The 21035-nt window shown below is 55.7% G+C and carries 22 protein-coding genes and 1 pseudogene; 10 read left to right on the top strand and 13 right to left on the bottom strand.

Annotation, left to right across the window (positions count from 1 at the left end; genetic code table 11):
- Position 1: 1 nt before the first annotated feature.
- The 3 genes from Q0816_RS08500 (at position 2) to Q0816_RS08490 (ending at position 1270) form a co-directional block, all read left to right on the top strand.
- A complete protein-coding gene (locus Q0816_RS08500) occupies positions 2 to 199 on the top strand; it encodes a DUF2783 domain-containing protein (RefSeq protein ID WP_298849437.1) in 198 nt (65 codons plus the stop codon).
- 11 nt (positions 200 to 210) lie between these two features.
- Positions 211 to 849 carry a maleylacetoacetate isomerase gene (gene maiA / locus Q0816_RS08495; protein WP_298849435.1) on the top strand — a complete coding sequence of 213 codons (639 nt, stop codon included), beginning with the start codon at positions 211 to 213 and terminating at the stop codon, positions 847 to 849.
- An 85-nt stretch (positions 850 to 934) separates the two neighbouring features.
- Positions 935 to 1270, top strand: a complete 336-nt coding sequence (locus tag Q0816_RS08490) for a DOPA 4,5-dioxygenase family protein (RefSeq protein WP_298849433.1) — start codon at positions 935 to 937, stop codon at positions 1268 to 1270.
- Here Q0816_RS08490 and Q0816_RS08485 read toward each other — a convergent pair.
- Complete coding sequence (locus Q0816_RS08485) at positions 1267 to 2895, bottom strand: acyl-CoA synthetase (RefSeq protein ID WP_298849430.1); 1629 nt, start codon at positions 2893 to 2895, stop codon at positions 1267 to 1269. The two genes, Q0816_RS08490 and Q0816_RS08485, sit on opposite strands and share 4 nt — an antisense overlap.
- Before the next feature lie 220 nt (positions 2896 to 3115).
- Between Q0816_RS08485 and Q0816_RS08480 the strand changes: the two genes are divergently transcribed.
- Positions 3116 to 4507, top strand: coding sequence for an aminotransferase class III-fold pyridoxal phosphate-dependent enzyme (locus Q0816_RS08480; RefSeq protein ID WP_298849903.1), 1392 nt, complete (start codon positions 3116 to 3118; stop codon positions 4505 to 4507).
- A gap of 180 nt (positions 4508 to 4687) precedes the next feature.
- Positions 4688 to 5977: an MFS transporter gene (locus Q0816_RS08475; protein WP_298849428.1), complete on the top strand. Its 1290-nt coding sequence runs from the start codon at positions 4688 to 4690 to the stop codon at positions 5975 to 5977.
- 482 nt (positions 5978 to 6459) lie between these two features.
- Here the strand turns inward: Q0816_RS08475 and Q0816_RS08470 are convergent, their stop codons facing one another.
- From Q0816_RS08470 to Q0816_RS08420, 11 genes are all read right to left on the bottom strand, one after another.
- Positions 6460 to 7950, bottom strand: coding sequence for a mannitol dehydrogenase family protein (locus Q0816_RS08470; RefSeq protein ID WP_298849426.1), 1491 nt, complete (start codon positions 7948 to 7950; stop codon positions 6460 to 6462).
- The gene (locus tag Q0816_RS08465) at positions 7950 to 8720 is read right to left on the bottom strand and encodes an L-iditol 2-dehydrogenase (protein WP_298849424.1); all 771 of its coding nucleotides are present in this window, start codon (positions 8718 to 8720) and stop codon (positions 7950 to 7952) included. Before Q0816_RS08465 ends, Q0816_RS08470 begins: the two co-directional genes overlap by 1 nt.
- A complete protein-coding gene (locus tag Q0816_RS08460) occupies positions 8720 to 9724 on the bottom strand; it encodes an ABC transporter ATP-binding protein (protein ID WP_298849422.1) in 1005 nt (334 codons plus the stop codon). The genes Q0816_RS08465 and Q0816_RS08460 overlap by 1 nt, the downstream gene beginning before the upstream one ends.
- Positions 9725 to 9736: 12 nt before the next feature.
- Positions 9737 to 10567, bottom strand: coding sequence for a carbohydrate ABC transporter permease (locus Q0816_RS08455; protein WP_298849420.1), 831 nt, complete (start codon positions 10565 to 10567; stop codon positions 9737 to 9739).
- A gap of 13 nt (positions 10568 to 10580) precedes the next feature.
- Positions 10581 to 11459 carry a carbohydrate ABC transporter permease gene (locus tag Q0816_RS08450; protein ID WP_298849418.1) on the bottom strand — a complete coding sequence of 293 codons (879 nt, stop codon included), beginning with the start codon at positions 11457 to 11459 and terminating at the stop codon, positions 10581 to 10583.
- Between the two features lie 107 nt (positions 11460 to 11566).
- Positions 11567 to 12880 carry a sugar ABC transporter substrate-binding protein gene (locus Q0816_RS08445; RefSeq protein WP_298849415.1) on the bottom strand — a complete coding sequence of 438 codons (1314 nt, stop codon included), beginning with the start codon at positions 12878 to 12880 and terminating at the stop codon, positions 11567 to 11569.
- Positions 12881 to 12975: 95 nt separating this feature from the next.
- Positions 12976 to 14001, bottom strand: coding sequence for a LacI family DNA-binding transcriptional regulator (locus tag Q0816_RS08440; protein ID WP_298849413.1), 1026 nt, complete (start codon positions 13999 to 14001; stop codon positions 12976 to 12978).
- 516 nt (positions 14002 to 14517) lie between these two features.
- On the bottom strand, positions 14518 to 14883 hold the full coding sequence (gene rplT, locus Q0816_RS08435; RefSeq protein WP_298849411.1) for a 50S ribosomal protein L20: 366 nt from the start codon (positions 14881 to 14883) through the stop codon (positions 14518 to 14520).
- A 14-nt stretch (positions 14884 to 14897) separates the two neighbouring features.
- Positions 14898 to 15098, bottom strand: a complete 201-nt coding sequence (gene rpmI / locus Q0816_RS08430; protein WP_010443552.1) for a 50S ribosomal protein L35 — start codon at positions 15096 to 15098, stop codon at positions 14898 to 14900.
- A gap of 184 nt (positions 15099 to 15282) precedes the next feature.
- Positions 15283 to 16833 (bottom strand): sodium:alanine symporter family protein, encoded by a 1551-nt coding sequence (locus Q0816_RS08425; RefSeq protein WP_298849901.1) that lies wholly within the window; start codon positions 16831 to 16833, stop codon positions 15283 to 15285.
- A gap of 14 nt (positions 16834 to 16847) precedes the next feature.
- Positions 16848 to 17285 carry a universal stress protein gene (locus tag Q0816_RS08420; protein WP_298849404.1) on the bottom strand — a complete coding sequence of 146 codons (438 nt, stop codon included), beginning with the start codon at positions 17283 to 17285 and terminating at the stop codon, positions 16848 to 16850.
- A 184-nt stretch (positions 17286 to 17469) separates the two neighbouring features.
- On the opposite strand from Q0816_RS08420, the pseudogene Q0816_RS26025 reads away from it, so the two are divergent.
- Together Q0816_RS26025 and Q0816_RS26020 are read left to right on the top strand one after the other, a co-directional pair.
- A pseudogene (locus Q0816_RS26025) lies at positions 17470 to 17616 on the top strand (Lrp/AsnC family transcriptional regulator); the annotation flags it as partial.
- Positions 17617 to 17664: 48 nt separating this feature from the next.
- A complete protein-coding gene (locus Q0816_RS26020) occupies positions 17665 to 17928 on the top strand; it encodes an Lrp/AsnC ligand binding domain-containing protein (RefSeq protein ID WP_367180479.1) in 264 nt (87 codons plus the stop codon).
- A 30-nt stretch (positions 17929 to 17958) separates the two neighbouring features.
- Here the strand turns inward: Q0816_RS26020 and pyk are convergent, their stop codons facing one another.
- Positions 17959 to 19404, bottom strand: coding sequence for a pyruvate kinase (gene pyk, locus Q0816_RS08410; RefSeq protein ID WP_298849402.1), 1446 nt, complete (start codon positions 19402 to 19404; stop codon positions 17959 to 17961).
- A gap of 142 nt (positions 19405 to 19546) precedes the next feature.
- Here pyk and Q0816_RS08405 point away from each other — a divergent pair, with 142 nt between their 5' ends.
- The 3 genes from Q0816_RS08405 to Q0816_RS08395 all read left to right on the top strand — a co-directional run bounded on the left by Q0816_RS08405 (position 19547) and on the right by Q0816_RS08395 (position 21014).
- Positions 19547 to 20284, top strand: a complete 738-nt coding sequence (locus Q0816_RS08405; protein WP_298849400.1) for an N-formylglutamate amidohydrolase — start codon at positions 19547 to 19549, stop codon at positions 20282 to 20284.
- A gap of 86 nt (positions 20285 to 20370) precedes the next feature.
- Entirely contained in the window at positions 20371 to 20610 is a 240-nt protein-coding gene (locus Q0816_RS08400; RefSeq protein ID WP_298849398.1) for a DUF6868 family protein, read from the top strand.
- An 89-nt stretch (positions 20611 to 20699) separates the two neighbouring features.
- Positions 20700 to 21014: a DUF1244 domain-containing protein gene (locus Q0816_RS08395; protein ID WP_298849396.1), complete on the top strand. Its 315-nt coding sequence runs from the start codon at positions 20700 to 20702 to the stop codon at positions 21012 to 21014.
- The last annotated feature ends 21 nt before the right edge of the window (positions 21015 to 21035 follow it).

The raw sequence follows: 21035 nt of genomic DNA, 5'->3' as shown, positions 1-21035 counted from the left end.
AATGTCTGACCTGATCCTATCTCCGAACATCGACAAGGTTGACGACTTCTATGCAGAGCTGTTGGCGGCGCATGAAGGGCTTGAAAAAGCCGACAGCGACGCGCTGAACGCCCGGCTGGTTCTGGTGCTGGCCAATCACGTCGGCGACAGTGTGGTGTTGTCTGACGCCATTCGCGCTGCCGCTTTGGCCGACAATTGACTGGTTCCGGAGTGGGCGACGTCGTCCTCTATGACTATTGGCGGTCTTCGGCCAGCTATCGGGTGCGGATCGCCCTCAGTCTGGCCGGGATCGACTATCGCGCGGTTGTTGTCGATCTGGTGGAAGGTGCACAAAAAGGCGCCAAACACATCGCGCGAAACCCGCAAGGGTTCGTGCCGGTTCTGGATATTGACGGGCTGCGGCTGACGCAATCTCTGGCCATCCTCGATTATCTGGACAGCACGCGCCAACTGAACCTTCTGCCCGTTGATGCGGCAGAGCGCGCGCGTGTGCAGGCACTGGCCTACGCGATTGCAGTGGACATTCACCCGGTCTGCAACCTTTCGGTGGCGCGTCATGCGACGTCCCTCGGCAAAGACGCAGCTGATATGCCCGGCGATTGGATGCGGCACTTCATCCGGCCGGGAATGCGGGCATTCGAGACCATGTTGGGCGAGTTTACACAGGACCCCTATTGTGTTGGTTCACAGCCCGGTCTCGCCGATATCTGCCTGATCCCGCAGATCTACAATGCCCGCAGGTGGCAAGTTGATCTGACGGACATGCCCCGCCTTCTGGGCGTCGAAAAGGCCTGCGCCGAACACCCAGCTTTTGTCGCGGCGCATCCTGACGCGCTTGCACCCCAATAACACTGCACAGACCCTGTGTGCCGATGCGCCTAGGCGTCTGGTCTGATCGGTCTTAACTTTGTTTAACAAAAGCAAAGAGGTCTCCATGCCCGATATCACAGGCTATCACGCCCATATTTATTTCGATGCCGACACGCAGGACACGGCGCAACAGGTCTGTGACGAGGTAGCCCGGCTGTTCCCTGTTCAGATGGGACGTATGCATGCCCGCAACGTCGGCCCCCACCCACGCTGGAGCTGTCAGCTGGGCTTCGCCGCTGATGCCTTCGAACAGGTCATTCCGTGGCTGATGATAAACCGGCAGGGCTTAACGGTCTTTACCCACCCGGAAACGGGCGATCATCTGGCTGATCACCGTGACCGCGCGATCTGGATGGGTGAGATGCTGGATCTGGACCTGTCGATTTTCGACAAGCTTTAACCCAACGCCCGCGCCTGATCCCGCAGAACGAATTTCTGCACCTTGCCGGTTGAGGTTTTCGGCAGGGCACCAAACACCACGGTCTTGGGCGCTTTGAAATGAGCAATGTTGTCCCGACAGAAAGCAATCACCTCCGCCTCGGTCGCAGTTGCATCGGGCTTCAGCTCGACAAAGGCGCAGGGGGTTTCGCCCCATTTTTCATCTGGCCGCGCAACCACGGCTGCCTCCATGACCGCGGGGTGTTTGTAGAGAATACCTTCGACCTCGACGGAAGAAATATTCTCGCCGCCTGAGATGATGATGTCCTTGGAGCGGTCCTTCAACGCGATATAACCGTCAGGGTGCATGACGCCCAGATCGCCGGATGCGAACCAGCCGCCCTTGAAAGCTCCATCTGTGGCATCGGGGTTCTTGAGGTACCCTTTCATCACGACGTTACCTTGCATGAATATCTCGCCCATGGTTTCACCATCCGCCGGCACAGGTTCCATCGTTTCGGGATCGGCCACCATAAGGCCAGACAGGGCCGTATATCGCACCCCCTGTCGTACTTTCAGGGCAGCGCGATCTTCGGGCCCTCTTTCATTCCATTCGTCTTTCCAAGCACAGACGACCGACGGCCCGTACGTCTCGGTCAGACCATAGACATGGGTGACTTCGACGCCCATAGCCTCCATCGCTTGGATAACGGCAGCAGGCGGTGGAGCGCCCGCAGTCATCACCTTGATCTGGTGGTCAAAGTCTTTCAGGTCATCCGGCGCGTGGGCCAGCATGTTCAACACTATAGGCGCCCCGCAGAAATGGGTGACTTTCTCATCCCGGAATGCCGCATAGATCGGCTCGGCGCGGACAGCGCGCAGACAGACAGACACACCAGCATTGGCCGCCATTGCCCAAGGGAAACACCAGCCGTTGCAATGAAACATCGGTAGGGTCCACAGATAAATCGAATGTTTGGGCATATCCCAATCCAGCAAATCCGATTGCGCGTTCAGTGTTGCGCCACGATGATGGTAAACCACACCCTTGGGATTGCCCGTCGTGCCGGACGTATAATTCAGCGTGATCGCGTCCCATTCGTCTTCTGGCAGCAACCAGTCAAATTCGGGGTCTCCCTCCGAAATCAGAGCATCATATGTCAGGCTGCCCAGTTTTTCGCCGCCATCAAAGCCGGGATCCTCAATGTCGATGATCAGAACATCGTGTTCGACCTGTTTCAGCGCCTCTTTCACAACGTCCGAAAATTCAGGATCGACCAGCAACACCTTCGCCTCGGCGTGATTCAGGATGAAGGCTACAATCGGCGCATCCAGGCGTGTGTTGATTGCATTCAGTACTGCGCCCGACATCGGCACACCAAAATGCGCCTCGTACATCTCCGGAATGTTTGCTGCGATAATTGAAACGGTATCACCCTTTCCAATACCACGCGCGCTGAGTGCGCCTGCCAGACGGCGGCACCGGGCATAGGTTTCAGCCCATGTGTATCGGCGTTTGCCATACACCACCGATGGGTAATCCGGGTAGACCTGCGCTGTACGCTCGATAAACGAAAGAGGCGACAAAGGCGTGTAGTTCGCCTTGCATCTGTCCAAATGACGCTCGTAAATATTTATCGCAGCCATCCGCTGATCCTCCCAAATCGCAGTTTGGGCGAATTGAGCACAAACTTACCCTTCTGACAAACCCGTAAAAATACGACAAAACGTTTGACTGGCAATACGGGATGATACGATCTGGCCCTATCTACATCTGGGCTTTCGCGGTGATCTGAAGCATCTTAAACACATGCTGGGGCATACCATTCCCTATCCCGTGCACCGCATCTCACTGAAAGGACTTGTCATGGACGGCACGTTCAACGAAAACGATCTTTCCCGCGTGGTCGAGGCCGACCGGGCCCATATCTGGCACCACCTGATCCAGCATAAACCCTTTGAAACCAATGACCCCCGCATCATTGTCGAAGGCAAAGGCATGCGCGTCTGGGACCAAAAAGGCAAAGAGCATCTGGATGCGGTTTCCGGCGGTGTCTGGACAGTCAACGTCGGCTATGGCCGCGAATCGATCTGTAAGGCCGTCTATGACCAGCTGATGAAGCTGTGCTATTTCGCCAACTCGGCCGGCTCGATCCCCGGCGCGATCTTCGCTGAGAAGCTGATCGACAAGATGCCCGGCATGAGCCGCGTGTATTACACCAACTCTGGATCCGAGGCGAACGAGAAGGCGTTCAAAATGGTACGCCAGATCGCGCACAAGAAGTACGGCGGAAAGAAGACCAAGATCCTATATCGCGACCGCGACTATCACGGCTCGACGCTGGCGACGATGTCGGCAGGTGGTCAGGACGAGCGTACTGCGCAATACGGCCCCTTCGCACCTGATTTCGTGCGCGTGCCCCACTGCATGGAATACCGCAAGCACGAGCTGGACGGCGCGCCCGAAGAGAACTTTGGCGAATGGGCCGCAGACCAGATCGAAGAGGTCATCCTGCGCGAAGGCCCCGACACCGTTGGCGCCCTGTGCCTTGAGCCGGTGACCGCAGGTGGCGGTGTGATCGAAGCACCCGAGGGCTACTGGCAGCGCGTGCAGGAGATCTGCAAGAAATATGACGTGCTGCTGCATATCGACGAGGTCGTCTGCGGCGTGGGTCGGACCGGAACGTGGTTCGGGTATCAGCAATACGGCATCAAGCCGGACTTCGTGACCATGGCCAAAGGTGTTGCCTCTGGCTATGCGGCGATTGCCTGCATGGTCACGACCGAGGAAGTCTTTGACATGTTCAAAGAAGACGCCGCAGACCCAATGGGCTACTTCCGCGACATCTCGACTTTTGGCGGTTGCACTGCCGGTCCGGCTGCTGCGATCGAAAACATGCGCATCATCGAAGATGAAAACCTGCTGGGCAATTGCGCGGCCATGGGCGACCACATGACGAATAACCTTCAGGCGCTTATGGAAAAGCACAAGGTCATCGGCGATGTACGCGGCAAAGGCCTGTTCCTTGGTGCTGAACTGGTCGCAGATCGTGGCAGCAAAGAGCCTGTGGACGAGAAACTGGCACAGGCGGTTGTCGCTGACTGTATGGCGCAGGGCGTGATCATCGGCGTCACCAACCGCTCGATCCCAAGCCGCAACAACACGCTGTGCTTCTCGCCTGCGTTGATTGCAACGGCGGATGACATTGACCAGATCACCGATGCGGTCGACGGCGCGCTGGGCCGTGTGTTTGGGTAAACTGCTTTAACCGCGAAATAAAAACCGGCGCGAACTGCGCCGGTTTTTTTCTGGTTGGCCAAAATGCGGACTTTCCCTACCTTCACTGCTCTTGTTCGAATGACTGCCTTGACGCACACACGATTGCACTAGAGTCGCCAAGGTATTGTGTTTGTCCGCGGCAGCACCGAAGCTGCGAGTATGACGAACGAAATAGAATTTTCTTTTAATTCACTGACAGATGAGGCGCGACGGCATGTTTGGGTGTTTCAGATACAGCAGTTTCTTGATCGCTTTGCCATGGGCCTCACAGTGGCGGTGGTTGCGCTGGCACTCACCGACCGAGGAATGGACCTCTTTGAGATTTCCCTTCTCTTTGGGGTCTACTCGCTGACCACAATGTCGATGGAGCTGCCGTTTGGCGGATTGGCCGACAACATTGGACGCAAGCCGGTCTTTCTGGCAGCAGTGATCGCCAGCTTGATATCTCTGGCGCTTTTCCTCTCCTCGAACGATTTTTTTGTCTTGGCTCTTTCTTTTGCATTCATCGGATTTGGGCGCGCACTTCGGTCGGGCACGCTTGATGCATGGTTTGTTGAAAAATTCAAAGTGGCCGCGCCAAATGTGGACATTCAACCCGCTCTCGCCAAAGCTCAATGGGCCAACGCTATGGGCCTGGCCATTGGGGCCGTTATTGGAGGTTTGTTGCCGGACATTTTTGGTTCGGTGGCAGAGAGACTTGGGTTTAGCATCTATGACGTGTCCTACGCAGCAAGCTTTTGTGTGATGCTTGGGGTGTTTATTTACACCCTGTTTGCCATTGTCGAAACATCGTCTCCACTCAACACAAACGCACTTAAACAGGGATTTTTACAAGTCCCATCGGTGATCAAAGACGCTGGCCTCCTAGCTTTGAGGCATCGTACACTTTCGATACTTTTGGCAGCGCTCGCACTCGTCCTTATGACGACCAATCCTGTTGAAGTAATCTGGCCGACCCACGCCAAGCCAATGTTAGCCGACGGGTACGCCAACACTGTCATTGGTCTACTCACGGCGAGCTATTTCTTCTCTATCGCCTTCGGCGCGTCGCTATCGCCAAGTCTAAGTCGGATTTTCAAACGCCAGCAGGCCGCTACGCTTGCAGCGATTTTCGCATGCCTTACGGGTGTACAGATAGCATTGGCACTACAAGGCAGCATCATCGGTTTTGCGGTCATATTCATTTTGTACTCTGTAATCCTTGGTGCAAGTGAAACGCCCGCCAGCAGCATTCTGCATAGCTGCGTACAAGACCGCCAGCGGTCCACAATGCTGTCTCTAAGATCGCTGATCCAGCAGATGGGGGCAGCACTGGGTCTGATTTTCACAGGAGCAGTCGCCGATATTTACTCTACGCCGGTCGCGTGGATTGTCGCCGCCGCTTTTCTTCTCATAGCGATGGCGCTGAGCTTGGTGTTGGGTAAACGACTAGCTGCATCCGCTAAATAACCGACATACATGCGCCGCGCAGCGACGGTCTCTGAAGAATCGGAACCGACATTCTCTAAACCAGCACAAAAAAAGACCGCCCCGAACGGGACGACCCTTCATTCTCTGTCTTTTGTAAAAGGATCAGGCAGCCTGAGCTTGGGCAGTGATCGCGCCATTTGGTCTATGGGGAGCGCGGACATTCATCTCCGGGCTGAGCGCCGACGCCATGATCGCACCATGGTGATCAAGGGCGAGATGTCGTGTGCTGTTTCTGTTCCCACCTCCATAAACCCCAGACCTGAACTCAATTGTATTGGCCCTCTTTAGGCTCAAGGTCCATTTGCGCAGGATCGGCGCGCGCCTTCACGGACATGTTCAGCGAGATAGCAAAATTCTGCGGCCTGTACTCTCCACAGGAATGCTGGAACGAATTTAACATTGCCGGATATGTCTCAAGTCAAAGGCGGGTCGCTTGCATCCAAAACGCGTATACGCGTCGTTTATCCAGCGTAAGCTCTTAAAGCAGCACAGGTTCCTTCGCTCCAAATAAGACTCAGCCAACGAGAAAACGCGTCGGCAAAACGCTTTTGACGCGCCTGATCGCCATAAGTTTGACGCATCTCCAGCCAAGCCAGAGGGTGCGATTTTGCGCGATTGGCAGTGTCATTCAGAAGATCCCAATGCGGGTCATTTGGATCAATAACAGTACCGTCTTCGCGTATACCCGCGCTCATGCGCGCCCATAACGCCTCGACAAGGGCCAGACCTTCAATCGGCCCTCCGGAGGCGAGCGCATCGCGAAGGACCGGCAGCACGAAACCTGGATGCCTTGACGACCCATCAAAGGCCACGCGCCGTGTGGTGTCACGGATCTTTGGGTTTGCGAACCTCTTTTCAACCAGGGCGAGGTAGTCCGACGGAGCGATCCCATCGATAGGTTCCACATATGGCAGAATTTCCTCGGTCTGCACCTTGTGGAAGAATGCCCGGATCAACGGATCGGCCATGCAATCGGTGATCGTTGCAAGACCCAGAATTTCGCCCGCATTGGCTAACACCTGATGCCCGGCATTCAGGATGCGAATTTTCATGCTTTCATACGTGTGCACATTTTCCGTTATCGTTACACCGGCCTGCTCCCAGGGCGGTCGACCCGCACAGAACTGATCTTCGACGACCCATTCACGGTAGTTTTCATGGGTAACCGGAGCCATGTCCAATATGCCCAACTCCCGGACGGAGGACAGCTCGGCTTCACCCGTTGCGGGAACAATGCAATCCACCATCGCGTTGGGGAAACGTGCAGTTTCATTGATCCATCGCGCAAGATTTGGGTCCGTCAATCGAGCCAGATCAATAATGGTTTGCCGCAACACCTCGCCGTTATTCTGAAGGTTGTCGCAGCATTGAGCGGTGAAAGGAAGATGCCCGGCATCTCGTCTGGCGCGATAGGCGGCAATCATGGCGCCAAACGCCGTTATGGGGCGGTCAGGATTAGCAATGTCATGCGCGATGTCAGGGTGATCGACCTCAAGCCGCCCTGACTCAGACTGATAATAGCCGCCTTCGGTGACGGTCAAAGACACGATACGGATGCGTGGATCTGACATCGCGGCAATCAGAGGCGCGTTTTCGGGATGGACTTCGACGAAATCAATCATAGGTCCAATGACTTCAATCGAGGTGCTGTTGGGGTCAAGCTCAACCAGTGTCGTTAGGCAATCCTGCTGCAACAGACGCTCACGCATTATCGCGTCACCAGGGCGCACTCCGGCGCCGATGATGGCCCAATCATAGGCCAGGCCCTGCTGCATAAGGCGATGCAGATACCACGCTTGATGCGCACGGTGGAAGTTTCCCAAACCAATGTGAACAATTCCGGGGCTCAACTTTGAACGGTCGTAAGAGGGGACCGACACCCCAATGGGCAAATCCACAAGAGTCTCACTGGAAATTTTCACCGCAGGTGTGCCATCAGTTTGATGCATCATCAGCTCATCCAGTTTCCGCCATCGACGTTGTAAGTCTGGGCCACAACGTACGAGGCGTCATTGCTTGCAAGAAACACGGCCATTCCAGTCAGGTCCTCGGCCCGGCCCATACGACCGTAGGGCACGGCCGCGCCCGCCTCTTTTTTCTTTTGGCCGGGGGCTTTGCCCTCATATTTGGCAAAGAAGGCATCGACGCCGTCCCAGTGTTCGCCGTCCACAACACCGGGTGCGATTGCGTTTACGTTAATGCCGTACTGGATCAGGTTCAGGCCGGCTGATTGCGTCAACGAAATGACAGCCGCCTTGCTTGCGCAATACACCGCGACAAGGCTTTCGCCACGCCGCCCTGCTTGGCTGGCCATGTTTATGATACACCCTCTGATGCCACGCTCCACCATGTGCCTGGAAACTGCCTGCAGGGTAAAAAGTGCACCGCTCACGTTGACGTCAAAAACACGGGCGTAATCTTCGCGTGTGATCTCATCAATTGGCGCAGCGGAAAACAGCGCGGCGTTGTTGATCAGGATATCAATTTGACCGAGTGCATCGACGGTGGCCGCGACCCCCGCATCAATGCTGGCCTGGCTGGTCACGTCCATCTGTATTGCTACAGCCGCTTGACCAATTTCTGCGGCGGCGGATTTGGCGCGATCCAGATCAATATCGGCAATCGCGACCCGCGCACCTTCGGCCACATAGGCTTTGGCAAAAGCCAGCCCGATACCGCGTGCCGCACCGGTGATCAGTGCTGATTTTCCAGCCAGTTGCATTACTCAATCCGCAGCCCATCAGCACCAAACCGATGGATCTCGCTAACCCTCGGGGTCATGTGGATCGTATCGCCATGCTTCAGGTTAACGTCACCGATTGCACGTACCGTCATCGTCTCGGCCAACCCGGTATTGTGGATGTGAAAAAACGTGTCCGAACCGAGATGTTCAGCCACGCCCACCGTCCCCTGCCATTGACCACCACTTTCGACGACATCGATGTGTTCGGGACGGACACCAATGGTATGAGCGTTATGTTTGGCCGCCTCTTCCCCGGTCATCAGGTTCATCTTCGGCGAACCGATAAAACCCGCCACAAATGTGTTTTGTGGGGTATGATAAAGCTCCAGCGGGGTGCCGACCTGTTCGATCACACCGGCTTGCAACACAACGATCTTGTCGGCCATGGTCATGGCTTCGACCTGATCGTGGGTCACATAGACCATCGTTGTCTCTAAGCGTTTGTGCAGTTCGCTGATCTCAAGGCGCATACCAACGCGCAATGCAGCGTCGAGGTTCGACAGAGGTTCGTCAAACAGAAAAGCTGCAGGGTCACGGACAATGGCACGACCAATGGCGACCCGCTGGCGTTGGCCACCTGACAGTTGTCCCGGTCGACGATCCAGATAGTCGGTCAGGTTCAGGACCGAAGCGGCCCGTTCGACCCGCTTGGTGATCTCGGCCTGATCCAGCTTGGCCATTCGCAACGGAAAGGCGATGTTCTTGCGCACCGACATATGCGGGTAGAGCGCGTAGGACTGGAACACCATGGCAAGACCACGTTTGGCGGGCACCACATCTGTTGCATCCTGACCGTCGATCTCAATATGGCCTGTCGTTATGTCCTCAAGGCCTGCAATCAGACGCAGAAGGGTGGATTTCCCGCAGCCCGAGGGGCCGACAAAAACGGTGAACTCTCCGTCCTGAATGGTCAGGTCCAGCGGCGGTATGACTTGCACGTCACCAAAGCTCTTGGTCACTTGTTTAAGTTGTATCTGTCCCATAGTTCAGGTTCCCTATTTCACCGCGCCAAATGTCAGGCCACGGACCAGTTGTTTCTGGCTGAACCAGCCAAGGATGAGGATCGGAGTGATGGCCATAGTTGAGGCCGCACTGAGTTTTGCGAAAAACAGGCCTTCGGGGCTGGAATAGCTGGCAATGAATGCGGTCAGCGGGGCCGCATTGGCAGCCGTCAGGTTGAGCGTCCAGAACGCCTCGTTCCATGCGAGAATGAAGTTGAGAAGAATGGTTGACGCAATTCCCGGGATCGCCATGGGCGTCAGCACATAGAGGATTTCCTCTTTCAGCGTGGCGCCATCCATGCGCGCGGCTTCTAATATCTCGCCGGGGATCTCCTTGAAGTAAGTGTACAACATCCAGACAATGATCGGCAGGTTGATGAGCATTAGCACAACCACCAGACCGCCGCGGGTGTCGAGAAGGTTGAACTCGACGAAAATCAGCGAGATCGGATAAAGCACACCCACCGCAGGCAGCATTTTGGTCGAGAGCATCCAAAGTAGAATGTCTTTGGTTCTTCTGGATGGTACGAAGGCCATGGACCAGGCCGCCGGGATCGCCACGAGAATACCAAGAATTGTGGAGCCCCCGGCAATGATCACGGAATTCCACAGGAACTTCATATAGTCAGAGCGCTCCTGCACGAGTGCATAGTTCTCCAGCGTCCAGTCGAAGGCAAAGAACAAAGGTGGATCGTTGATCGCCTGCGCCTCGGTCTTAAAGCTCGTCAGGATCGTCCAGTAGATGGGGAAAAAGATCACCAGCCCGATTGTCCAAGCAGCAGCAGTGGTGATCATCTTGCGTTGTGTTGTGACGGTGCGTGACATTTGATCAACCCCTTCAGGCGTCCAGGTTTTTGCCAACGATGCGCATCAGAAAGATGGCGACGATGTTGGCAAGGATGATGGCGTAAACACCGCCGGCAGACCCGAGCCCGATGTTCTGACTGTCGATTACGCGCTGGAAGATCAGGTAGGTCAGGGTTCGCGTTCCGAAGGCACCACCGGTGGTCACAAAGATCTCGGCGAAAATCGATAACAGAAAGATCGTCTGGATCAGGACGACGATGGTGATGGCACGGGCCAGATGGGGCAGCACGATATGCCAGAACCGTTTCAGCACGGGTGCGCCATCCATCTCGGCAGCTTCCAGCTGTTCACTATCAAGCGACTGGATGGCCGTCAGCAGAATGAGGGTGGCAAATGGTAGCCACTGCCAAGACACAATCATGATGATCGAGCTAAGCGATGCGTCTTGCAGCCAGGCAACCGGTTCGGCCCCAAAGAATCGCCAGAGATGGGCGAAGATACCATTCACCGGGTCCATCAGCATGTTTTTCCATACCAATGCAGACACGGTAGGCATTACGAAAAACGGCGCAATTACAAGGATCCGGACAACACCTTGACCCCACATCGGTTGATCTAGAAGGATCGCTAAAAGTATGCCAAGCACGAGCGTGATCAGCAGGACACCGCCCACCATCACAAGCGTTGTTTGCACAGAAGGCCAGAATGAACTGGACGACAAGAACCGGCCATAGTTCGCAAACCCGACCCAATCGAGTCCACGGTCAATGCTGTCGCCGCGCAAGGGCAAGTATTTCGTGAACGAGAACCACAGGGTCATAATCAGGGGGACCAGCATCCAGCCCAATAGCAGGACCACTGCGGGTGCTATCATAAAGCGGGCGGCTGATCTGGAGGCTTTCGTGGCCATTGGATAGTCCTCTCCTGTGGACGGGTGTACCGAACTGGATCGTAACAAAGGTGATTCTGAATGTCGTGGATCAGGGGGCAGCGCATGTGCCCCCTGATATGGGGACGTTAGCGGTAGCCGGCGGCTTCCATTGCGTCGTTTGTGATCGCCTGAGCTTTCTCAAGCGCTTCTTCGATGGACTGCTGGCCTGCGTACGCAGCCGAGAATTCCTGGCTTACCTCGGTTGCAATACCTGCAAATTCCGGGATCGCGGCGAACTGAATGCCGACATACGGGCTTGGCTCGACCGTGGAATTCGCCGGATCAGCCGACAGGATTGAATCCAGTGTCATCTGAGCGAATGGAACAGCCTGATAATCTGGGTTTTCATACAGAGATTTCCGTGCACCCGGAGGGACATTTGCCCAGCCTTCGTTCTCGGCGACCAGTTCGATGTAACCCTTTGAGGTTGCCCACTCGATGAACTGCTTGGCTTCTGCCTGCTGCTGGGTACCGGCCGGAATTGCCAACGCCCATGCCCACAGCCAGTTGGACCGCTTGCCCAGACCTGTGTCGGGTGCCAGTGCAAAGCCAACGCTGTCAGCAACTGTGGAATCGTCACCGGTTACGAACGATGCCGCAACAGTCGCGTCGATCCACATGCCACACTTGCCCTGATTGAACAGCGACAGGTTTTCGTTGAACCCATTGGTCGCGTATCCGGTGGGACCGGAGGCATCCATCATGTTCTTGTAGAAGTTAAGTGTGTTGGCCCATGGCTCTGTGTCGAACTGCGCGTTCCAGTCCATGTCGAACCAACGTGCGCCGAACGAGTTGGACATCGCGGTGATGAACGCGCCACCTTCGCCCCAACCAGCCTTACCACGCAGGCAAATGCCGTTGATGTCCGCGTCGCGGTCCGTCATTGCAGCGGCAGCTTCAGCAATGAACTCCCATGTTGGCGCCTCGGGCATCTCAAGGCCTGCGGCCTCCATCAGGTCCGTGCGATACATGATCATGGAGCTTTCGCCATAAAACGGCGCCGCATACAGCGTGCCTTCGTGGGAAAGACCACCTGCCATCGCGGGCAATATGTCGCCAACATCGTAATCTTCGGACAGATCGTCCAGCGGAACCAGCCAGCCATTGGCACCCCAGATCGGGGTTTCGTACATGCCAATTGTCATAATATCGAACGCACCACCTTTGGTGGTGATGTCGGTCGTGACGCGCTGACGCAGCACGTTTTCTTCAAGTGTTACCCATTCGACTGCGATCCCGGTATCTTCGGTAAATTTGTCGGTATAGCCCTGCATACGAATCATGTCGCCATTGTTGACTGTCGCGACTGTGATCGTTGCGGAAGGGTCGGCTGCGAATGCACCTGTTGCTGTAATCAGCGAAAGCGCAGTTGCAGCACAGAGTGTGCTCTTCAATGACATCCGGTTTCCTCCCTAGTTGGATGTTATGCCCAAGGCTAGTCGTTTAGGCGACGCGGCGTCAATATAAATTTTACGCGCGTAAAATTATGCCAGATCTACGCGGAGTCACGTAAGATCAGCTTCCCCTCCAAACGCGTGCTTTTCCAAGGTGATACCTGACCCTCGATCGCGGTAAACAGTGCTTCGGCTGCTGTCTGGGACACCGCATCATAGTTGTGTGAAATTGTCGTAAGCGGTGGGCAGGTATAGCGTGAATGTGGGTGCCCGTCCTGTCCTGCGACGCGAATCGCACAATCGTCGCCACGCCCCACGCGGATGTTCTTTTCGTAACAGGCAGTCAGCAACCCAATCGCCAGACGGTCGTTGCTGCACAAGATAGTATTGGTTGAAAAGCTCCCTTTCTGCAGTGCTTCGTGCCCACCCAGGCGGCCAATTTCTTCGAACCCCCAGCCTTCACCGTCAATTGAAATGACGTGTGGCGTATGGCCGAATTCCTGCATCGCATTCAGATAGCTTTGACGACGACGGTGCGCATTGGGGTTTGCAGGTGTCTTCATCTCGAAAAAGCAAGGCGGCTCACCTGTTCTGCACAAATAGTCGGTGATATGGGCCGTGAACTGGAAATTGTCCGAACCTACAAAGGCAAGACCGATCTCATCAACGCTGCTGTCGAAGATCAAGGTAGGGACATCACTGCAGAACTTTTCAAGTGCTTGTCGATCCGAAGCGCGGCCCAAAGGGGCCAGCAGAACACCAGCAGGCTTAAGAGATCGCAGGGTTTCCAGAACCTCGACCTCAAACGCAGGATCCCCGTGTGAGCTGAACAATGTCGGGCGATACCCGGCGGCGATACACCTTTGTTCAAGGTTCCGCGCTATCTCGGCAAAATAGGGGTCCGACAATAGCGGAACGACGACCCCGACATTCTTTGTCAGCTTCCGGTTCTGGTTCATCGCGTAAATATTGGGGCGATAATCATGCTGCTCCAATGCAGCCTCGATCCGAGCGCGCGTGCTAGACCTGACACTACCGGGGTCATTGAAATACTTCGACACTGTCGGGCGCGAGATGCCGCTAACCCTCGCAAATTCCTCCATATTTCGAATTTTGCCGCCTGTCATTGTGGGTCGCCTCGTCGCAGTTCTTTTCAGAAATCTAAAATTTCCATGGGAGTATACTTTCTTGCCGCGCGCAAAAAAGCAACTTTTCGTTGGGTGTAATAATAGTTGCCTGAAAGGTCCGGCGCATAACCCGAACAAAAAGTCTGCCAGCGATTGTTGTCTATGTGTCTAAATTGTGCAGCTTCTCTCAGGCCTCATCCGGGGCAAAACCCCCGCGCGATAGATATCGCATGCATACGTGAGACAATTACAAACACCTTCTCAGAACGTAGCGGCCCGGCGGAAATCCGGCGTGTCAAAACCTAAAGAGCGGCAATGACGCAAACGTCAAATACTTGGTGTTGAACTCAACATCTGTCGACCGGCCAAAGCCAGCTCTTGGCCGCGCGTTGCTGCCATTTGTGTAATCTGCGGCAATCGTAACGATCGGCTTGGAACCGACATTCTTTTGGCTACCAAACGAAAAAGGCCGCCCCATGTGGGACGGCCCTTCATTCACTGTCTCTTTTAAGAGGATCAGGCAGCCAGAGCAGCCTGAGCTTGGGCGACGATCGCGCCGAACGCTTCCGGTTCGTGCACGGCCAGATCAGCCAAAACTTTGCGGTCTACTTCAATACCAGCCAGGTTCAGGCCGTTGATGAAGCGGGAATATGTCAGTGCTTCGTCATGCGAACGAACAGCAGCGTTGATACGCTGGATCCACAGCGCGCGGAAGTTGCGCTTGCGGTTCTTGCGGTCGCGGGTTGCATACTGGTTCGCCTTGTCGACGGCCTGACGGGCAACCTTGAAGGTGCTCTTGCGGCGGCCATAGTAACCTTTGGCGGCCTTGATGACCTTCTTGTGACGGGCGTGAGTTACGGTTCCACCTTTAACGCGGGACATGTCTTAATCTCCTCTTATCGGTCGTAGGGCATATAGCCCTTGACGATTTTGGCGTCGGGGGCGGACAGGGTGGTGTTGCCACGGGCATCGCGGATGAATTTCTTGGTCCGCTTGATCATGCCGTGACGCTTGCCGGCCTGGCCAGCAAGGACCTTACCGGTCGCAGTCACCTTAAAGCGCTTCTTGGCGCTCGACTTTGTCTTCATCTTAGGCATTTCCGTCTCCTTTTTCGGGTTCGGTTTCAGACGCGACTCGGCATGCCATCTCGGCCGGTCACGCGATCAGAAGCGCCGTTTACGCAAGTTCCGTAATACTGGCAAGGGGGATTCGACCAGAATCTGTGCTTTTCACAGGGCTGGTCAGGCACCGGGGCGACGGTTGCCGCCCCGGTGATTGGATTTAGTGTTCGAATTTGCGGATTTCACCGCTTTTCAAACGTTCGGAATAGGACGCCAGTTCCTGACGCACCACTTTCATCAGGAAGTAGAGCGCAAAGACGTTCACAACCGCCATCGCAAAGATCGCCGCATCCGAGAAGTCGATGACCGGGCCAAGATTGGCCGCGGCACCGATGACCACGAAGATGCAGAAGATGACCTTGAACACCAGCTCCTTGGTGTGACCTTCGCCGAACAGGTAGGTCCAGGCTTTGAGGCCATAGTAAGACCAGCTGATCATGGTCGAGAAGGCAAACAAGATCACCGCAATCGCCAGCACATATGGGAACCAGCTAAAGGCGCTGCCAAATGCCGCCGAGGTCAGGCTGACGCCTGAGTTGCCATCGACAGTGGCAATCGCATTACCTGCTTCGTTCAACATGTATTTGCCGGTTTCAGGATCAACGATCAGCTGCTGGGTGATGATGATCACCAATGCAGTCATGGTACAGATCACGACCGTATCGATGAACGGTTCAAGCAGCGAAACGAAGCCTTCGGTAATCGGCTCTTTGGTTCGTACTGCCGAGTGCGCAATCGCCGCAGAACCAACGCCTGCTTCGTTCGAGAACGCCGCACGCCGGAAGCCCTGGATCAGTGCACCAACCATGCCACCAGCGACACCGAGACCAGTAAATGCCCCAGCAAAGATCTGCCCGAAGGCCCAACCGATCTGATCCGCATTCATGAGGATGATCACCAGTGCAGCAGCCACATACATGACACCCATGAAGGGAACGACCTTTTCGGTCACCCGCGCGATGGATTTCAAGCCGCCCACGATCACCGCGAAAACGATGACTGCAAAGACCAGGCCCGTGATCCAACCGGGATAGTCTCCGGTAATGCCCGCGATCTGTTGGTGCGCCTGATTGGCCTGGAACATATTGCCCCCGCCCAGCGCGCCAAGGATACAGAAGATCGAGAACAGAACGGCCAGAATTTTGCCGCCCGGCAGACCCAGTTCGTCGAATCCTTTGGACATGTAATACATCGGGCCACCCGACACGGTGCCGTCATCGTATTCATTTCGGTATTTCACACCCAGCGTACATTCAGTGAATTTCGACGCCATGCCCAAAAGGCCCGCGACGATCATCCAGAATGTGGCACCCGGCCCGCCGATCCCGACGGCCACCGCAACGCCTGCGATGTTCCCAAGTCCAACAGTCCCTGACAACGCCGTTGCCAGCGCCTGAAAGTGACTGACTTCACCCGCATCGTTGGGATCAGAATAGTCGCCCTTGACCAGACTGATCGCGTGGCTGAAGAACCGCAACTGCACAAAGGCAAAGTAAAGTGTGAACACTGTGGCCGCGACCACCAGCCAACCCACGATCCAAGGGAACCCGGTTCCCGGAAACGGAGCGAAGATAAAGCTGACGAACGGCCCGGTAAAGTCGGCAAACGCCTGATTGATCTTGTCGTCCAGCCCCACCGCGTCCTGAGCGGCGGCAGGAGTTGTGAAGAGTGCGGCGAGCGCAGCCAGACCCAGTTTGTACTGAATATTCATCATCATCTCTCCCCTCAGTTCACGACCGTGACCGGAACGTCGGCATGCATGACAAGGTTTTGGGTTGAACTGCCAAACAGGCGCTTCTTGATCCCGTCCGCCGAAGACCGGCCCACAACGATCTGAGAGCCGCCTTGTTCGACGGTAATGGCATTCAGGGTTTCCGCCACATCGCCATGACGCACGATGCCCTGCGCGTCGAAACCAGCCGATTTGAGGGCGTCAACAGCGGGCGTCACGATTCGCGACGTTGCCAGTTCAACCTCTTCTTCACGGCGCTTGTGGCGCTGAGCGTTTTCTTCCGGTGTCTGGAATGTGTAAGGGGACCATTCGATCACGTAAGCGACCACCAACTCACACGTTCCGATCAGCTTTGCCAGGTCTTTGGCAAAGGCAATCGCGCGCTCACCGGTCTCTGTCCCGTCAAGTCCTATGACAATCTTTGTTGTCATCTCGTTCCTCCGTTTTTGTTGTTGAGGCCGGGGCCCACGCCCCCAGCAGAGCGGCCGGAACTTGGAACTTCTAAATAAGACCGCTCTGCAGTAAGTATTAGGAAAATTCACTAGGAAATGGGGATGTTTTTGGACTATACTTAGTGGAATTTGTCGTTTTACGCTAAAAATACAGGGAATATGACTGATTAGCAGAGAATTAGACAATATTGATCAACGCATCCTTTACGAGCTTGAAGCCAATGGACGGCTCTCGATAGTTGAGCTTGCTGCGCGCGTAAACCTGACCAATACGCCCTGTTCCGAGCGTGTTAAGCGGCTAGAAAAGAACGGCTATATCAAAGGCTACAGCGCCATTGTCGACAAAGAGAGGATGGGGTTGGCCCTGCTGACCGTGGTGCAGGTGTCGCTGTCTGCAACCGCGGAACACTCGTTGGAAAAATTCAATGAGGCGGTGCGCAACGTGCCGGAAATTGAAAGCTGCCTGATGATTGCAGGGTCTTTCGACTACCTTCTGACTGTCAGAACACGTGATATCGCGCATTTTCGCATGATACTGGGCGAAAAAATCAATAAGCTGCCCGGAATTCACCAAACCAGTTCCTTCACAGTCATGGAGGCCGTGAAAGAGCCTGTTGGCTAGCGGAAATCCGGAAACTCGGATCAGTTGCGGCTACTCGGGATCGGTGCTGTAAATCAGGCGTTCGTCACAGGGGGCTACCCGCAGAATGTTGGTGGAGCCCGGAACGTTGAAGGGTACACCGGCGGTGACAACAATCTGATCCGCTTCGGAGGCAAAACCGCCGGCTCGTGCCGCGCGCGCCGCATTTACGACAGCGCCCTTGAACCGCTGCAATTCCGGCGTCATCACGCAATTGCACCCCCAGCTCAGGCAGAGCCTGCGCGCCGTGCCACGTTGCGAGGTCATAGCGATGATTGGCACTCCGGGACGTTCCCGCGCGGTCAGCGAGGCTGTTGTGCCGCTCTGGGTGAAACAGCAGATCGCCTTGATGTCAGTCTTTTCGGCAATCTCGCGAGCGGCGGCGACGATACCGTCGGCCACAGTGCTGCCCTTCGCCGTCCGGGATGCCGCAATGATCTGGGTATAGGTCGGGTCCGCCTCGACCTCGATGGCGACCTTGTTCATGGTCTGAACCGCCTCGATCGGATAAGAGCCAGCCGCCGATTCCGCGCTGAGCATGATGGCATCCGTTCCTTCGTAGATCGCAGTAGCCACATCCGATACTTCGGCGCGGGTCGGCATCGGGCTTTCGATCATACTTTCCAGCATCTGTGTGGCGACAATGACCGGCTTGGCGGCGCTACGGCATTTACGGACCAGGCGTTTCTGGATCGGAGGCACGGCCGACACCGGCAGTTCCACACCCAGATCGCCACGCGCCACCATGATCCCGTCCGAGGCATCAAGGATGTCGTCGAACGCCTCGACCGCAGCGGGCTTTTCGATCTTGGACAGGATCGCGGCCCGGCCATCGGCCAGCGCGCGGGCTTCGAACACGTCCTTGGCGCGCTGCACGAAGCTTAGCGCCAGCCAGTCGACACCAAGCTGGCAGACAAACTCCAGATCGTCACGATCCTTTACGGACAAAGCCGCCAGCGGCAGCACCACATCAGGAACGTTCACACCCTTGCGGTTTGAGATCGTGCCACCCACCTCAACCGTGCAATTTGCGAAATCCTGACCGCAATCCTTGACGGTCAGGCGGATTTTGCCGTCATTCACCAGCAGGCGCGCGCCCGGCTCAAGGGCTGCAAAAATCTCGGGATGCGGCAAGCACACACGGTTGATGTCACCGGCAGTGGGGTCAAGGTCGAGACGGAAATCCGCCCCTTCTTCCAGTTCCTCTGCTTCGCTGGCAAAGACACCAACACGCAGTTTGGGGCCTTGAAGGTCAGCCAGAATGGCGATCGGGCTGTCCAGATCCTTTTCGACCTGCCGAATGATCTTGTGCCGTTCGCGGATCTCATCATGGCTGCCATGGCTCATGTTCAGACGAAAGACATCCGCGCCGGCCTCGTGCAGTGCACGAATGGTGTCATAGTCATTGGACGCTGGCCCCAGCGTCGCCACGATTTTCACATTTCTCAGGCGTCGCATTGGTTTCTTCTCCTCACGTCTTCTCTGTTTATACGGATCGGCTGCCGCAAAATGTTACCGCAAACATTGTTTCGACGCTTATTGCGCAATTCCCTTTTCAAAGCAACTGCCCTACACCTGCGGCAAACTAGATGACAGGCTCATGACATACACCCCGTTTTTCGTCCACGGTGCGGATCGCCCGTCGCGCTGGCTGATTACATGCGACCACGCAACCAATACTGTCCCCCCACAAGTGAGCGACGGCGACCTTGGCCTGCCGCGCGAAGACATGGAGCGCCACATCGCCTATGATGTCGGTGCCTATGAGGTGTCAAAACATTTGGGCGAGATCCTGAACGCGCCAGTAATTGCCGCAAATTTCTCGCGTTTGGTGATCGATCCCAACCGCGGTGAAGACGACCCAACATTGTTGATGAAGCTTTATGACGGCTCGATCATTCCCGGCAACCGCCATGCGGACGCAGCTGAACGCGAGCGTCGCCTGAACATGTGTTACCGCCCCTATCACGAGGCGCTGGCTCAGATGGCCGCGTTGCCGCACGCTGTGATCGTTTCCATGCATTCCTTCACCCGCCAGTTGCGCGGACGTGACCCGCGCCCCTGGCATATTGGCGTATTGCACACCCCGGACGAGCGGTTCGCGCGGCCTCTGGTCGACAGGCTTCAGGCCGAGGATGATCTGTGCGTTGGAGTCAACGAACCCTATACCGGCGTGTTGCCGGGTGATGCGATTGACAAGCACTGCACCGCGTTCGGGCGTCCCAACGCCCTGATCGAACTGCGCAATGATCTGATTGCCAACCATGCGGGGCAAAAAGAATGGGCCGAACGCCTGGCCCTTGTCCTGTGGGATGCATTGGGGAACAGCGACCTTTAACCGCAAGTTCGACAGTGGCTTTCCACAGCTCACGCCATTGTGAGCGCCTCCTCTGATCCCCATATTCTGCAAGAAAGGGGATCATCGTGACACATGAATTTCTGACGACGTTTTTTGGCTGGATGGCTGCGCTCAATATCGCGGTTCTTCTGTTCACCACCCTGATGGTCCTGCTCTTGCAGGATTGGATCGCGGGCATTCACAGCAGGATGTTTCAGATGGAGCGTCCCGATGTGAAACGAGCCTATTTCAGATATCTTGCCAACTACAAGATTCTGACGCTGATCTTTTGCATCGTGCCATGGCTGGCTTTGAAACTGATGTGATTGGGGTCTGGTCGCAAGCCTGATTGTTGTAACAGGGCTGCGGGGTTGTTAGGTCAGTCACAGCATACAAATCCACCCGGAGCCACCTCATGGACAAGCAAACCGAAATCGAACTTCAGGCCGCCGCATTTCGCCGGTTGCAACAGCACCTGATGGAAGACCGCACCGATGTTCAGAACATCGACATGATGAACCTCGCCGGGTTCTGCCGCAACTGCCTGTCGCGCTGGTATCAGGAAGCAGCCCATGAAAAGGGTATCGAGATGGGCAAAGACCAAGCCCGCGAGATCTTCTACGGCATGACGATGGACGAGTGGAAATCAAACTATCAGACCGAGGCCAACCCCGAGAAACAGGCAGCTTTCAAAGTCGCCTTCGAAGAGAATGTAACGAAAAAGGGCTGAGCCCAAAACGGAAATAGCCCG

It is taken from the genome of uncultured Ruegeria sp. (genome assembly GCF_947497005.1).
Lineage (GTDB): Bacteria > Pseudomonadota > Alphaproteobacteria > Rhodobacterales > Rhodobacteraceae > Ruegeria.
This window is presented reverse-complemented; position numbering and strand designations above follow the sequence as displayed.

What these genes read in the sequence shown, in the direction of transcription:
- Q0816_RS08455 (WP_298849420.1), bottom strand. Translation starts at nt 10,567, where the DNA reads ATGTCACGCACCGTCACAACACAACGCAAGATGATCACCACTGCTGCT.
- Q0816_RS08420 (WP_298849404.1), bottom strand. Translation starts at nt 17,285, where the DNA reads ATGACAACAAAGATTGTCATAGGACTTGACGGGACAGAGACCGGTGAG.
- Q0816_RS08395 (WP_298849396.1), top strand. Translation starts at nt 20,700, where the DNA reads ATGGACAAGCAAACCGAAATCGAACTTCAGGCCGCCGCATTTCGCCGG.
- rpmI (WP_010443552.1), bottom strand. Translation starts at nt 15,098, where the DNA reads ATGCCTAAGATGAAGACAAAGTCGAGCGCCAAGAAGCGCTTTAAGGTG.
- pyk (WP_298849402.1), bottom strand. Translation starts at nt 19,404, where the DNA reads ATGCGACGCCTGAGAAATGTGAAAATCGTGGCGACGCTGGGGCCAGCG.
- Q0816_RS08450 (WP_298849418.1), bottom strand. Translation starts at nt 11,459, where the DNA reads ATGGCCACGAAAGCCTCCAGATCAGCCGCCCGCTTTATGATAGCACCC.
- Q0816_RS08460 (WP_298849422.1), bottom strand. Translation starts at nt 9,724, where the DNA reads ATGGGACAGATACAACTTAAACAAGTGACCAAGAGCTTTGGTGACGTG.
- Q0816_RS08465 (WP_298849424.1), bottom strand. Translation starts at nt 8,720, where the DNA reads ATGCAACTGGCTGGAAAATCAGCACTGATCACCGGTGCGGCACGCGGT.
- Q0816_RS08470 (WP_298849426.1), bottom strand. Translation starts at nt 7,950, where the DNA reads ATGATGCATCAAACTGATGGCACACCTGCGGTGAAAATTTCCAGTGAG.
- Q0816_RS08500 (WP_298849437.1), top strand. Translation starts at nt 2, where the DNA reads ATGTCTGACCTGATCCTATCTCCGAACATCGACAAGGTTGACGACTTC.
- Q0816_RS08485 (WP_298849430.1), bottom strand. Translation starts at nt 2,895, where the DNA reads ATGGCTGCGATAAATATTTACGAGCGTCATTTGGACAGATGCAAGGCG.
- Q0816_RS08440 (WP_298849413.1), bottom strand. Translation starts at nt 14,001, where the DNA reads ATGACAGGCGGCAAAATTCGAAATATGGAGGAATTTGCGAGGGTTAGC.
- rplT (WP_298849411.1), bottom strand. Translation starts at nt 14,883, where the DNA reads ATGTCCCGCGTTAAAGGTGGAACCGTAACTCACGCCCGTCACAAGAAG.
- Q0816_RS08475 (WP_298849428.1), top strand. Translation starts at nt 4,688, where the DNA reads ATGACGAACGAAATAGAATTTTCTTTTAATTCACTGACAGATGAGGCG.
- Q0816_RS08490 (WP_298849433.1), top strand. Translation starts at nt 935, where the DNA reads ATGCCCGATATCACAGGCTATCACGCCCATATTTATTTCGATGCCGAC.
- Q0816_RS08480 (WP_298849903.1), top strand. Translation starts at nt 3,116, where the DNA reads ATGGACGGCACGTTCAACGAAAACGATCTTTCCCGCGTGGTCGAGGCC.
- Q0816_RS08425 (WP_298849901.1), bottom strand. Translation starts at nt 16,833, where the DNA reads ATGAATATTCAGTACAAACTGGGTCTGGCTGCGCTCGCCGCACTCTTC.
- Q0816_RS08405 (WP_298849400.1), top strand. Translation starts at nt 19,547, where the DNA reads ATGACATACACCCCGTTTTTCGTCCACGGTGCGGATCGCCCGTCGCGC.
- Q0816_RS08445 (WP_298849415.1), bottom strand. Translation starts at nt 12,880, where the DNA reads ATGTCATTGAAGAGCACACTCTGTGCTGCAACTGCGCTTTCGCTGATT.